This is a genomic window from Chitinophaga polysaccharea, assembly GCF_902150045.1.
GTDB lineage: Bacteria > Bacteroidota > Bacteroidia > Chitinophagales > Chitinophagaceae > Chitinophaga > Chitinophaga polysaccharea_A.
The window spans coordinates 2,265,966-2,281,067 of record NZ_CABFVU010000001.1 but is presented as its reverse complement, the minus strand read 5'-3'; the positions used below and the strand labels follow the sequence as shown (position 1 = coordinate 2,281,067).

Annotated in this window: 7 protein-coding genes; 3 read left to right on the top strand and 4 right to left on the bottom strand. The window is 46.8% G+C overall.

Annotated elements, in window-relative coordinates:
- The first annotated feature begins 375 nt into the window (after positions 1 to 375).
- The 3 genes from FN124_RS09225 to FN124_RS09215 are packed head-to-tail and all read left to right on the top strand — an operon-like array spanning position 376 to position 5,799.
- Positions 376 to 1,107 (top strand): ImuA family protein, encoded by a 732-nt coding sequence (locus FN124_RS09225; protein ID WP_142684442.1) that lies wholly within the window; start codon positions 376 to 378, stop codon positions 1,105 to 1,107.
- Between the two features lies 1 nt (position 1,108).
- Positions 1,109 to 2,611 carry a Y-family DNA polymerase gene (locus FN124_RS09220; RefSeq protein ID WP_142684441.1) on the top strand — a complete coding sequence of 501 codons (1,503 nt, stop codon included), beginning with the start codon at positions 1,109 to 1,111 and terminating at the stop codon, positions 2,609 to 2,611.
- A gap of 14 nt (positions 2,612 to 2,625) precedes the next feature.
- Positions 2,626 to 5,799 carry an error-prone DNA polymerase gene (locus tag FN124_RS09215; RefSeq protein ID WP_142684440.1) on the top strand — a complete coding sequence of 1,058 codons (3,174 nt, stop codon included), beginning with the start codon at positions 2,626 to 2,628 and terminating at the stop codon, positions 5,797 to 5,799.
- 16 nt (positions 5,800 to 5,815) lie between these two features.
- On the opposite strand, the gene FN124_RS09210 is transcribed toward FN124_RS09215, so the two are convergent.
- The 4 genes from FN124_RS09210 to FN124_RS09195 form a co-directional block, all read right to left on the bottom strand.
- On the bottom strand, positions 5,816 to 7,297 hold the full coding sequence (locus FN124_RS09210; protein ID WP_142684439.1) for an FAD-binding oxidoreductase: 1,482 nt from the start codon (positions 7,295 to 7,297) through the stop codon (positions 5,816 to 5,818).
- Between the two features lie 308 nt (positions 7,298 to 7,605).
- The gene (locus tag FN124_RS09205) at positions 7,606 to 10,065 is read right to left on the bottom strand and encodes a glycoside hydrolase family 31 protein (protein ID WP_142684438.1); all 2,460 of its coding nucleotides are present in this window, start codon (positions 10,063 to 10,065) and stop codon (positions 7,606 to 7,608) included.
- A 140-nt stretch (positions 10,066 to 10,205) separates the two neighbouring features.
- Positions 10,206 to 11,744, bottom strand: a complete 1,539-nt coding sequence (locus FN124_RS09200) for a RagB/SusD family nutrient uptake outer membrane protein (protein ID WP_142684437.1) — start codon at positions 11,742 to 11,744, stop codon at positions 10,206 to 10,208.
- A 23-nt stretch (positions 11,745 to 11,767) separates the two neighbouring features.
- On the bottom strand, positions 11,768 to 14,719 hold the full coding sequence (locus FN124_RS09195; protein ID WP_142684436.1) for a SusC/RagA family TonB-linked outer membrane protein: 2,952 nt from the start codon (positions 14,717 to 14,719) through the stop codon (positions 11,768 to 11,770).
- Positions 14,720 to 15,102: the final 383 nt, after the last annotated feature.

Below are 15,102 nucleotides of genomic sequence, written 5' to 3'. Positions count from 1 at the left end.
TCCAGGTTTTTATTTTATAAGAACGGATAATTTCCTGATGCTCATTATGTAAAAGCCCCCGGTTGCCCATGAAAAGGCCCCTGGCTGCTGTTTTAATGATATTACCAAATGGATCAACTCTGTTTTGTAACATAATGATGTGCTTTTTCTGATCGGGTAATAAATTACATTTTTCGAAACGAATAAAATAAAGCGATACAGTAATTACTAACGTTAACGACGATACGAAATATCTTCTGCTGCTTCCTGCTATTGGTTATTAAAATCGTTACTATTATTTAATTGCGCATTGCTGGAAATAATATCACCAAATTACTAATTATTTTAGTAATATTGCTAAATAAATTAGTTTTAATATTAAAACAGCTGTTGACTATGCCCGCAGAAAGAGCAGCTATCATTGCTGGCCTGCAAAAGGATATTCTCCTTTTACAAGGCTTTAAACAAGCCAATAGTACGAGTGTGGATATGGGGCTTGGGCGGATCACAGCAGCTTTTCCAAATGAAACATTTCCAACCGGTGTGATACATGAGTTTGTGAATACTGAAGCAGAACATGTTGCTGCTACCGCAGGATTTATAAGCGGATTGCTGAATACATTAATGAAAAGTGGCGGCGCCTGCATATGGATCAGTACCTGCCGTACACTTTTCCCTCCGGCATTGAAAGCTTTTGGTATAGCGCCTGAACGGATCATTTTTGTAGACCTGGAACGTGAAAAAGATATATTATGGGCAATGGAAGAAGCATTGAAATGTGAAGGATTGGCGGCTGTTATCGGAGAGGTAAAAGAAATCAGTTTTACCGCTTCCAGGCGCTTGCAGCTGGCCGTAGAGCAAAGCAGGGTTACAGGATTTATCCTTCGCAGGAAAGCTGCTGCTTTGAATACCACCACCTGCGTTGCCCGCTGGCGTATTACACCATTGGCAAGCGAGCCGGAAGGCGGCATGCCTGGTGTAGGATTTCCCCGGTGGAATGTGGAGTTGCTGAAGATCCGTAATGGTAAACCAGGCGAATGGCAGATAGAATGGTTTTCCGGCAGGTTCAGGTTTGCAGATGAACAATTGCCAATAGTACAGCCAGTGTTGATCCGTAAAATCGGGTAGTATGTCGAGGCGCTTTATCTCTATATGGTTCCCCCACCTGATGACGGACTGGTTAATCCGTTGCCGGCCGGCTTTGAGGGATCAGGTTTTTGTGCTGGCCCTGCCAGATCATGGGCGCATGATTGTTACAGCAGCCAGTATGGCTGCCCAGGCACAGGGGATTACCAAAGGAATGGCGGTGGCAGATGCCCGGGCAATTATAGGCAGCCTGCAGGTAATTGATGATAAGCAAGGACAATCAGGCCGTATCCTGAATGCTCTCGGGGAGTGGGCTATCCGTTTTACACCTGTAGCGGCAGCAGATCTTCCCGATGGGCTTATACTGGATGCTACAGGCTGCGCACATCTTTGGGGTGGCGAACAGTTATATATGGAAGATATAGTGAGCAGGCTTACTCGCATCGGGTACCAGGTACGTGCAGGAATGGCCGATACCATAGGAGCCGCATGGGCGGTGGCCCGGTTTGGGTCAATACCTGCAATAGTTCCTGCCGGAGAACAATCCTCGGTATTAATGGAAATGCCTCCTGCGGCATTACGACTGGAGCCAGGCATCTGTGAACGATTGATAAAATTAGGGCTATGTCAGGCAGGAAGTTTTGCAGGAATGCCACGCGCTGTGCTGCGCCGCCGCTTTGGCCAGGAGCTACTGATGCGTCTTGATCAGTTTACAGGACTGGAAAATGAAGTGATTCAGCCCTTGCTGCCGGTTGAACCTTACCAGGAGCGACTGCCATGCCTGGAACCTATTGTTACCCGTACAGGAATTGAAATAGCGCTTGGCCGGTTATTGGAAACCCTTTGCCAGCGTCTTTGCCAGGAAGAAAAAGGGCTACGTCGCGCTCAGTTTAAATGCTATAAGGTAGATGGTGGTGTTGAACAACTGGACATCGGTACAGGACATCCATCACATAATGTGAACCACCTGTTCAGGCTGTTTGAACTCAGTATAGCAGCGATTAAACCAGATCTTGGGATTGAACTGTTTATACTCGAAGCTCCTGTAGTGGAAGATGTGCGCCCGTTACAAGAAACATTCTGGAATGCTGCAGGAGGACTGGAAGATGTAAACATTGCTGAGCTGATCGACCGGTTAGAGAGTAAAACCGGTAAAGGAACAGTTCACCGCTACCTGCCTGCTGAACATCACTGGCCGGAATGGTCTGTTAAACCAGTGAGCAGTCTTAATGAAAAAACAACAGCTTTATGGAAAACAGGCCGCCCCCGCCCTATTCAGCTGCTTCCTGAGCCCGAACCTATAGAAGTAGCGGCGCCCATACCTGACTATCCGCCTATGCATTTCCGTTATAAAAACAAAGTGCATAAAGTGAAGAAAGCAGACGGGCCTGAGCGGATTGAAAGTGAGTGGTGGTTACGGGAAGGGCAGCACCGGGATTATTATGTAGTGGAAGATGAAGCGGGCAGCCGTTACTGGCTCTTCAGGCTGGGGCATTATACCGGGCATAAATCTTATACCTGGTTTATACATGGTTTTTTTGCGTGAGAAAATGAGGAGATATGAGTTATACGGAATTGCAGGTTACCACTAACTTCAGCTTTTTAAGAGGTGCTTCACATCCGGAAGAATTGGTGGAACAGGCTGCAATACTGGGTTACAAGGAAATAGCCATCACCGACCGAAATAGTCTGGCGGGTATTGTTCGTGCCCACGCTGCAGCAAAGATCAAGGGTATACGTATTATACCTGCATGCAGGTTGGATTTGCTGGATGGACCATCATTACTGGCTTATCCTACAGATGTGCAGGCGTATGGGCGCCTTTCCACGTTACTTACCAAAGGCAACCTGAGAGCAGAAAAAGGTTCGTGCCATTTGTATAAAGCAGATGTATTTGAACATGCTGCCGGAATGAAATTTATTGCCCTGCCCCCTACTACGCTGGATGAACGGTTTGAATTCGATATTTCTTTTATTCGGGCCATGAAAGAATATAAGAAGGCGTTGGGAACAGATCTGTATATTTCGGCAACCCGCTCTTACCAGGGAGATGATTTTAAAAAACTATATCGCCTGTCACAGTTATGCTCAAAGTATAACATTCCTTTAGTGGCTACAGGCGATGTGCATTATCATATCCCTGAGCGCCGGCAGCTGCAGGATATTGTAACCTGCATAAGAGAAAAATGCACCATTTATACAGCAGGTTACCGGTTGCATGAAAACGCTGAAAGATATTTAAAGCCTCAGCAGGAAATGATACGGCTCTTCCGGCAATATCCTGATGCCATTTTACGTACAACAGAGATAGCAGAGAGTTGCCGGTTTTCACTTGATTCACTTAAATATATTTACCCAGAAGAAATCACCAGCGATGGCCGTACCCCGCAGGAGGAACTTACTCATTTGGCATGGCAGGGAGCCAGGGAATACTTCGGGGATGATATCCCCGAAAAAATCAGCAAGGCTATTATTCATGAACTTTCGTTCATAGAAGAGATGAATTATGCCTCTTACTTCTTAACCGTATATGATATTGTACGATTTGCCCGGCAGCAGGGAATCCTTTGCCAGGGCCGGGGCTCAGCAGCAAATTCTACAGTATGTTATTGCCTGGGCATTACAGCTGTGAACCCTACAAAAATTGATTTGCTGTTTGAACGTTTTATTTCATCAGCCCGGAATGAACCACCCGATATTGATGTGGATTTTGAACATGAGCGGCGTGAGGAAGTGATTCAATATATTTACGAAAAGTATGGCCGTGACCGTGCTGCTATTGTGGCTACCGTTACCCAGCAACGGCAAAAAGGCGCTATCCGTGATGTAGGTAAAGCAATGGGATTATCTGTAGACACCATTAGCCGTCTTTCCGGTTCAGTATGGGAGTTTACAGATGAGCCGGACGCGGAAGCTTTGTCTGAACAGGGATTTGATCCACGTGATCCGCACCTTCAGAAAATGCTGGAGCTCACACGGCAGTTTATCGGGTTTCCCCGTCAGCTGGGGCAGCATACCGGTGGATTTGTTATTACAAAGGGAGCACTCTCTAGCCTGTGCCCTATCCTGAATGCACGAATGGAAAACAGGACCTGTATTGAATGGAACAAAGATGATATAGATGTACTTGGATTTCTTAAGATAGATGTGCTGGCATTGGGAATGCTTACCTGTATCCGCAAAGCCTTTGATCTGGTAAAGACACATTACGGTCGCCCTCTTACATTGGCAACAGTCCCGGAAGATGATGAGAAGGTATATGAAATGATAGGCCATGCAGATACCATTGGTGTATTCCAGATCGAAAGCCGTGCACAGCAATCCATGCTGCCACGGTTAAAGCCTAAAAAGTTTTACGACCTGGTCATTGAAGTGGCTATTGTACGCCCCGGGCCTATCCAGGGAGATATGGTGCATCCTTATCTCCGACGCCGTAATGAGGAAGAGAAACCGGATTATCCTTCTCCGGAGCTGGAGGAAATTTTAAAAAGAACATTGGGCGTCCCATTGTTCCAGGAACAGGCCATGCAGATAGCCATCGTTGCTGCCGGGTTCTCTCCTGCAGAAGCCGATGAGCTCCGCAGAAGTATGGCCACCTTCAAAGCGCCTGGCCAGGTAAGCCGGCTTCGTGATAAACTGGTAAACGGTATGGTGGCCAAAGGATATGAAGCGGAATTTGCCCAGCGTGTTTTTAAACAGCTGGAAGGTTTTGGCAGCTATGGTTTTCCTGAAAGTCATGCTGCCAGTTTTGCCCTGCTGGTATATGTTTCCAGCTGGCTCAAATGTCACTACCCCGATGTTTTTGCATGCGCTTTGCTTAACAGTTTGCCAATGGGTTTTTACCAACCTGCACAAATTGTTACCGATGCACGGAAACATGGAGTAGATGTAAAACCTGTAGATGTAAATCTTTCCCTCTGGGATAATACACTGGAAGAAAAAACTGGCGATTATTGCCCCCTGCGCCTTGGCTTTCGCCACATAAAAGGAATCAGACAGGAAGATGTAGAGCAACTTATAGCCTGCCGCAATACCGGCTACACTACCATAGAGGCATTGAGAGAGGCAGGGGTTACCCTCACCACCCTGGAAAAACTGGCGGATGCAGACGCTTTCCGGTCTATGGGGCTTGATCGCCGTAAAGCCCTCTGGGAGGTTTCTGCACTTCATGACCGTCCTATTGGTATTTTCACTGGTCAACCATCTGAAAGTGCTGTAGAAGACCAGGTACAGCTACCTGAAATGTCTGTTTCAGAACATGTAGTACAGGATTACAGTACTACTTCCTTATCTTTAAAAGCGCACCCCGTAAGCTTTGTAAGAGAAAAATTACAATTGTTGCATATCCTTTCTGCAAAAGAGCTGGAAGGCGTAGGGAATGGCATGGCTGTAAAGATAGCTGGCCTTGTGCTGGTTCGCCAAAGACCCGGTACTGCAAAGGGTGTTTGCTTTATTACTATCGAAGATGAAACAGGCTGCAGTAACCTGGTGGTGTTTCAACAGCAGTTCACCAGGTATCGCAAGGAAATCCTGCAGGCCAGGCTCCTGATGGTGGAAGGCACGCTGCAACGGGAAGGAGAAGTGGTTCATGTTATTGTAACGTGCTGCTACGATCTGTCTAAATTCCTGCGCCAGCTATTGCCTTCCAAAGCAACTGGCATGGCAATGCAACCACCTTCAAAAACAGATGAAATAGCAGCAACGCTCTTTTCTGAAGCAAGAAATTTCAAGTAAAATTTGTATGGCCCTATTAGGCTCCCTCCACACTCAACGCATGCCGGAATATCCCGAGCGGATCCCATTTCCCCTTTACGCGTTGCAGCCGTTTGTAATTATCCTGGTAATAGAATACATGCCATGGCACCCCTGATTTATTGAATTGCTCATCGGCCAGATCCGCGTCAGGATGGGCAATCAGGCATCCGCCTGCCTGTCCGCCCGGTATAGGCAATCCACCTGTTTCGGCAAACAGTTCCTGGTATACGCCCCGTGTCCATGCTAACGATTTGGCTTCATCAGCCGGATCAATCCACCCTGCATTACAAGCGGTAGCCATAATGGAATCCCGTTGAGGAAATGCTGTAGCATCTGTTGTTACCGCATTCATTTTGCCACCGAAAGTAGCCAGGCCTACAGCGCCTCCAGGTACATCATTATGTGTTGTCAGATAACGGTATATAATTCCCGTTTGTGCCGGTGTATAAGGCGTCCGCAACAATGCATCCTTAACCTTAAAGGCCGCCCGCTGTTCTACAAAAATATCCGGAAACGGCTGTAATGCAAATTCCAGCCAACGCATGGGTTTTCGTATGGCCCTGCCAGTTATACCAAGATTAGCAGAGATCGTAGCCGCAAATTCTTCTGCTATTTCTTCCGAGCAATCAGATAGTACGGCTTTCAGCATAATTTTACCGGTTACTTTGTTAAGCAGGTATAGTGTCGCAAACAGGTTGGCTGCTTCTGTGTCTGCACCGCTATGCGTTTTACTCCACTCCCCGAAATTGTCGAGCAGTTGTTTAAATATCCGTTCATCTATCTGCTCCCAGTTCCACTCCATTTCCATTGTCTCCAGTATTTCCGGCGATTTAGGCAATAACAGCGAGGGATCGCGCTCCTGCACACCGGCAGCGCGAAACCAGTACCGGGTCACAATTCCGAAGTTGCCGGTACCTCCACCGGTATGCGCCCACCAAAGTTCGCGGTTCGGATCATTCTCTTCTCTTGTGGCAATCACTTTCTCTACCTGTCGCTTATTATTCACCCAAAGTATTTCCACTGCATACAAATAATCTGCTGCCAGCCCATGCTGGCGGTGGAGAAACCCAAAAGCACCTCCGGATATATGTCCGCCTATACCAATAGCCGGATGCTGCCCAGCCGGCAACAGGATTCCCCACTGTCGGTCCAGTGTTTCAAGTACTTCTCCTACTGTTGAGCCTGCGGTTACTTCAATCGCGTTCATTTCTTCATCATAGCGTATACCTTTCATCGGGGAAATATCAATCACTATCTCAACAGCCGGATCCACTACAAAATTTTCAAGGCAGTGACCGCCGCCACGGACCACTACACGCTTATCATTGTCTACTGTATATTGCAGGGCTTCTTTCAGTTCTTCTGTAGTACTTACAGGAATAATTCCGGAAGGATGGCCCTTCCATCTCAGGTTAGCACCACGGTTGTTCCACTCTTCATATCGGGCATCTGCAGGAGTAATGATATTAATGTTCATAATGAAGGTTTAAGATGGTCGTGAAGACAGGGAGCAGGACATCTCAAATATAACAGTTAAAAAATTCCGGTAAAAAGAAACGCTGATTTTTATTCCGGGGGAGAGGTAGCTATTATAGGAGATGGTAATCATCGTATGCTGTTGCAATGGCATCTTTCGAAGCCACATACATGGCCGACGGCCGCTATGGGAATGCTATAACCAGGTACTTTTGATCAGCACGCCACCGGCATCGCCCAATTCTTCTGCCGGTTTCGTTTCAAATGAAAAAAAGACCCCCTGGAAAATCCAGGAGGCCGTTCCTATTATTACAAATCCACGTTAATTAGCTGATTACCGTTATCAAAGGTTGCCTGTTGAACTGTGCAACTTTCTGCGGGAATCGAGGATCCTTGCGGATCAAAACGTGATATAGGTGAAAGGAAAGAATAACCGGTTGATGCTAATGGTACCATACTACCGTTGACGGTTATACGTTTTTGGTCCCCAAATCCGTGGAGTAATAATTTAATGTGATGAAACCGGGAAACATAACTGCCATCAGCTTTCTCCAGGATAATTTTTTTATCGGCAGGATGATAGCTGATCTTCCGCTGATAATACACTCCTTTCTCATTATCAAAACTTTCCCCGTCATCTTCATAATAAACAAAGGAATTTTGCTGATCTCCTTTATAGATGTGCAGAAAAAGTGTGTCTGCTGGCTTTTCAGAAGTATTCTGTATTAATGATTGCATAGGAATAATGCTGCTTTCTTTTACATATACCGGCAGCGTTTTTATATCCAGGGGTATAATCACCGTTTGTTTACCTGTAGTAGTGCTGTCATTATAAAGGTTATACCATTTCCCTTCGGGGAAATAAATCGAACCAAATTCCTTTGTACTCTCAAAAGGCGCTATCATAAAGGCATTTCCGTAGCCATATTGGTTCTGGAAACGCGTATCATAAACGTTGTTGTCGAAAGTATGGGTGAGCGCCAGGGTGCGCATAATGGGCATACCTGTACGGGTAGCTTCATACATGGAGCTGTATAGATAAGGCAGCAAACGGTAACGCAGGTTAATGTAATTGCGGGAAATTTCCAGTACTTCTTCCCCGTATGCCCATGGCTCCGACGATTTGGTATTTACACCTGTGTGATTACGGTAATACGGAATGAATGCTCCTATCTGCATCCAGCGGGCATACAGGCTCACGGTGGGGTTCCCGGTAAAGCCGCCAATGTCCATACCGGAGAAAGGCATACCGCTGATACCCAGGCTGTTCAATAAACGAACACCCAGCAGCATATGGTCTTCTTCGGCCCTGTTATCGCCGGTCCAGATGGCGCTGTAACGTTGAGAGCCTGCATAAGCCGCCCTGGTTAACAGGAACGGGCGTTTCTTTAATTCTTCCCTGGCGCCTTCATAACTGGCGCGCACCATTTCCAGGCCGTATACATTGTGTGCCTGCTGGTGTGTTACGGGGTGTCCTTCATAATCAAAGATCACATTATTGGGCATTTTCTGCCCCCAGGTTGCTATTTCATTCATATCATTCCATATACCACGTACCCCATTCTGCAGGTATGATTTTATTTGTCCTTTCCACCAGCTGCGGCCTTTTACACTGGTAAAGTCAGGGAAGTGGCACCAGCCGGGCCATACCTGGCCGGTATAGTTTTGTCCGTCATTGTATTTTATGAAGATGTTTTCTTTCTTCCCGCTTTCGTAAGCTGCATACCCTTCTTCTACTTTTACTCCGGGGTCTACGATCACCGTCATTTTAAAGCCCATGTCACCGAGCTGCTTTGTTAGCTGTTGTGGATTAGGGAAACGGTCTTTGTTCCAGGTGAACAGTTTGTAGGCATCCATGTAGTGGATATCGAGTGTAATGCCATCTGCCGGGATCTTTTTCTCCCGCAGGGTTTGTGCTATCCGCAATACTTCAGTGTCGGGATAATAGCTGTACCGGTTCTGCTGGTAGCCAAGGCTCCATAATGGAGGCATAGGCATGCGGCCGGTGAGTGAAGTATAGGAAGTAATGATATCCGCCATTTGCGGATGATAAATGAAATAATAATTCATCTCTCCTCCCCGGGCGCCGAAAGAAGAAAAGCGGTTGTTGCTGGCGCCGAAGTTAAAGTCGCTCTGGAAGGTATTATCGAAGAAAATGCCGTAATTAAGATGGTGATGTATACCCACATAAAAAGGGATGGTGGCATAAATCGGGTCCTGGTTGGTGGCATAGCCGAATTTATCCGAGTTCCAGTTCGTATAGCCTTCACCTTTACGATCGAGGTTACCGGTTTTTTCACCAAGACCAATAAACCGTTCTCCATCCTGCATCTTTTTGTAGGTGGTTACCTCATCGCCGATCCATGATGTGGTTAATCCTTCTTCATCTTCATTAATAACTTCTCCCGAAGGGGTAAGAAAATGAAGGGCAAAAGGATTTTTGGAGATGCGTAGTTGCAGGGAATCGGTGATTATATTGATCTCGCTGTTGTTTTGTGTAGTTTGTAGGTGGGTGGTAGCAGGTTTTGCTGTCACTGCGTAAGAAAAATCTGCGGTAAGCGGGTGCTGATCCATTCTTACACGAATTACAGAAGGGCTATATACAGTGATTTCCGCGAAGGCATTTTCTGCACTGATTTTTACTTGTTGCCCTGAGATGCTGATCGTGTTTACTTTACCGATCTTTTTTACCTGGTTTTGTGCCTGGGCCGTCAGGCAGGAAAGCATTAACAGCCATCCTGAGCGCCTTAGCAGAGCTTTTGTATACATAAGAAAGATTGATTGGCTACGCAAAGAACTCCCCTGTCGCATTAGCAGTGTAATGCGGAGCAGATACAGATATCAACAGGGAGTGGGTTTTGCTGCGGGGCAGGGCTGGTTAAACCCTGCCCGCAACAAAAGAATAATTATCAGTAACCCGGGTTTTGTACCAGGTTTGGATTTACAGCAAGATCGCTGGTGGGAATCGGGAACAGCAGGTATTTCGGATCGCTGGCGCTTTTCAGCTGCCATGCATCCAGGTATTTACCAAAGCGGATCAGGTCTTGTCTTCTCCAGCCTTCCCAATACAACTCACGACCTCTTTCTGCCAGCATTTTGGTAAGATCCATTGTTAACAATGGAGTAGCGCCGCGTTTAACACGAAGATCATTTACTATCAGAAGCGCTGCAGGAGCATTACCGGTTCTGATAAGGGCCTCCGCTTTCATGAGCAAGGCATCAGCATAGCGGAAAAATACAAAGTCGTTGGTTGCTTCACTTCCGCTGGAACCCATATCAGGAGGATATTTTACCACCCTGATACCAGACATTTCCACCTGGTCGCCGGTAGCCCTGAGCTCTACTTCACGGGTAAAAATGAGCGGGCGCTTGCTCCTGTCGAGGATCTTTTCTCCGTTCTGGTTGTATTGCTGACCAATCAGGAAGCCTACTTTTAAACCAGAAACATTGGTTACACCCGGATAGTCGCCACCCCTGCGGGTATCCGTTGCTTCAAATGAATCATAGAAGTCAGACAAAGTGGTAAACCCGTTCCATCCGCTTGGGTTCTGGCTGTAGTGAAGGGTACACATCCAGCGGCAGTATACGTTATTGCCGTTACGGATATTGCTGATACCCGGGCCATTCTGTTGGGTAAAAATATTTTCTTTGGATTTCGCATCGTTGTCCTTTGCGAAATTATCAAAGTAGTTAGTTGTAATAGTATAGCCGCTGGCGGTCAGTTCATCTGCCAGTGTGATCACTTTTTGCATATCTGCTGCATCAAAGGTGGGTGCTTTCCTGTTCAGGAAGGCGCCTTTGTTCAGGTATATTTTCATCAGCAGGAAGCGTGCTGCATCCTTACTTGCCACAAAAGCGTCTTTGGCAGTAACCCTGTCTGGCAGATTGGGCAGGATGGCATTCAGTTCTGATATAATGAAATCCAGTCCGTCTGCTGTCTTAAATACTTTAGGTGGTTTCAGCAGGTTCTCGCCCGGTTCACGGTAAGGCACCTGGCCGTAAAGGTCAATCACCGCATACATGGAGAAGGCGCGCAAGAAACGTGCTTCTGCCTCCTGCCTGGGCGTAGGATGGAAATTCAATACGTTGGTGGCACTGAACTGTTCCAGCAGCAGGGCGCTGAAAGTGTTCTGGATATGTGCGTGATCAGGAGTCCATTGATGTTGGTGCAGGGCGCGCCAAACGCCGTTGTCGTCCCAGTCGCCGCCGCGGGTGGGGCCTACGGCTTCATCGGTACTGATCTCACACATGCCCCACGTTTGGGAGAAGTCCTGGTAGGCGTTCTGCAGGTTATCATAAGCGGTTCCCAGCAATTGGGATGCTTTGATAAGTGAGTCGGCCTGTTCCTGGTTCAGGTTACTCCCAAGGTCTTCATTCAGGCTGCAGGCCGTAAAACCAACGGTGCAGGCTACTACTATTGCTGTTTTAATGATATGTCGAGTCGTCATTGTGATCTTTTTTAAGAAGTAGATTATAAGGTAAACTGTACACCGAGCATAAAGGTCCTGGCAGTTGGATACGGAGAGTATTCAATACCGAAGGAGCTTACGCCATTAATGTTTTTATCTGTATTTACTTCCGGATCAAATCCTGTATACTTTGTAATAACGAAGAGGTTCTGGCCGGTCACTGATACGGTGGCAGCTCTGAACACTTTTCCTACCGGGCCCAGGTTGTAGGCGATGGTGAGGTTATCCAGTTTAAGGAAGTTACCGTTTTCAAGATAACGGGAAGAAGCAGCAGGCGAATTCGTTTGGGCTTCTCCGTTACCTACCAGGGCTTTGGCAATATTCCTGGAGCCCAGGTTACCAATGGGTAATACAGTGTTGGCGGTGTTGTTATATACCTGGAAGCCGAAGGCGCCATGTGAGCTGGCTGCAAGGCTCCATTTTTTATAGGCTACTGATGTATTGATACCCAGTAATACTTTCGGATTAGGGTTGGTCATGTAATAAAGGGTGTTTCCATTATCTGAATACACACTCATCCCTTTATCATCAAAACCTTCAAATCTGCGGAGATAGAAAGTGTTCAGCGGGTAACCGTTGGCCAGGCGCTGTGAAGTTACACCGGATACGCCTTGACCGTCGATAGAACCTGTATTAACAGTAGGGCCGGAATAACCCGACATTTCATTTTTCAGCCAGGTAGCGTTTACGCCCAGGCTCCACAACCAGTTTTTCGATTGGATGATATCGCCTCTTACAGACAGTTCCACGCCGGTATTCATTACTTTACCCGGTAAGTTGATCCAGTAGCTGGAGGCCGGGGCCGGTTGGATGGCAGGGAAGCTGAACAACAGGTTGGTGGTGTTTTTCAGGAAGTAATCCACAGTACCGCTTAACCGGCCTTTGAGGAATCCGAAGTCCAATCCAACGTTCAGCTGTTTGGATTCTTCCCATTTCAGGTCGGGGTTAGGTACGTTGATCAGGCTGGCTTTACCACCGGAAGCAAGAAAATACTGGGCCTGTGCGGCGCCGGCAGGAAATTCCTGGTTACCGGTGATACCATAACCAGCTCTCAATGCGAGGTTGCTGAAGAGGTTGCCGCCTTTCATGAACTCTTCACTGGAAATATTCCACTTGGCAGCAAAGGATGGGAAGTATCCATAGCGGTTGTTAACCCCAAATTTGCTGGAACCATCCGCTCTCATGGTGGCTGTGAGGAGATATTTGTCTTTTGCGTTCACGGTTACCCTGCCGAAGAAGGATTGCAGCTCAGAGCTTGGATTACGGAATGAGTTGATATTGGTATTCACCTGTGTAGGAGTCTGGAAGATGTCTGTATAATCTACGGCATTGGTGGGAAAGCCTTTGGCACCTATGCCCACGCCGGAGTATGCGAACTTCTGGTATTCATAACCCACCATGGCATTCAGGTTCCAGCCACCGGAAAATTCCTTGGTATAATTTAATGTGTTGTTGAATAATTGCGTAGTCAGCTCAGCGGTGTTGTAGGCAGCTATACCTACGCCTAATACCTGGTCGATGTTAATAGAGGAATCCAGGGATGCCCTTCTTTGTCCTACCTGGTGATTTACGCTGTACATCATGCGGTATTCCCAGTTGTCGTTGAATTTGAAATAAGGAGAGATGCTGGCAAGTATATAACTGATGTTAGCTTTATCGTTGTATCCCTCCGACATGTTCATTGGATTGATCGCCTGGTTTTTAGCAAGGATGTTCAATGAGCCGTCGGGTTTGGTTAATGGAACTGTTGGGTTCCATTGCAGGGCCTGACCGATCAGGCTTCCGGTGAAACCGGCGTTATTGGAAATGGGAGCCAGTTGTTCGCTGGTTTGCGCCGCCATAATGCCGTAATCGATACCCAGTTGTTTGCTTTCCAGGAATTTATTCTGTCCACTGAGGGAAGCGGTATATTTCTTCATGCCAGTTTTCTTCACAATACCCTGTTGGTCCTGCATACCGAAGGAAGCCCTGTAGCGGCTGGTTTCATTACCCCCGCTCATAGCCACCTGTACGTTTTGGGTAACGCCGGTTCTGAGAATGGAGCCAAGTCCATCGGAGTTACCGCCGCCATCGCCGGTGAGGTTGTATTCCTTTAAGGCAGCACGGTATTCATCTCCATTCAATACATCAAGTTTCCTCATTATGTTGCTCATGCCTACGGAGTAGTTAACATCTACCACGGTAGGACCGGCTGTTCCTTTTTTGGTATTGATAATGATTACGCCGTTTGAGCCGCGGGAACCATAAATGGCGGTGGCGGAAGCGTCTTTCAATACTTCCATGGTGGCAATATCGTTACTGTTGATAAAGTTAAGCGGGTTAGCATCCGGTGTTTGTCCTAATCCTGTGAGATTCAGGGAAGGGCGTGCCACGCGGCCATCCAGCGGAACTCCATCCACCACATACAGTGGCTGGTTGCCGGTACGAACAGAAGATACGCCCCTGATCCTTACTGTAGCCGAGGCGCCGGGAGCGCCGTTATTATTTAATATCATTAAGCCTGATACCTTACCCTGGATCAGCTGATCCGGGGCGGAGGTGATACCCTTATTGAAATCGGCGGCTTTCACCTGGGCAATAGCGCCGGTAATGTCCTTTTTACGGGAGGTACCATAACCTACTACCACTACATCCGTAAGGGTTGTATTTTCCTGAGCCAGTTGTACGTTTACACTTGTTTTGCCGGTAATGCTCACTTCCTGGGCGGTATACCCGATGAAACTGACGATCAGCGCGGTAGCTTCCGGAGGCACGGATACTTTAAAAGCCCCCTCGGCATCAGCAGAAGTACCGCTTTTAGTGCCTTTTATCTGAATAGTGGCGCCCGGGATAGCCACCCCGTTCTTGTCTGTGATCTTACCGGTAATGGTCTTATTCTGCGCGGCGGCAATACCTTGTATTGCCAAAAGTAATGTGCACAAAAAAAGATGCTTGATGGATCTTGTTTTAAACATAAAGTGGATTTTTTGGGCAGTCGTGTATACTGCTTCCGTGGATTAAATGTTTTTCATTAAATTTTTTGTGAACGGAAAATAAGGCGTTGCTTGCCGGGTATGCCCGGCAGTTTTGTCAACGTGGATAATCTTTGTTTTTTGAACCGACCCTGGTCGTTCTGTCTTCTTTTAGTGGTTTTTAGTTCTCCAGTTAGAATTTAGAGTTTTGGTATTATCATTCTACTGATCCAAAGTAAAAAATGAATCAGCAGGGCAACAAGTTTTACAGTCAAAATATAGAAAATAAAGGCGAATAATCCAAAATTATCTGCTAAATAATATTGATTATCAGTTGTTTATGTTAATATATAAATATTTAATATATTAATGGCATGAGACGGTTT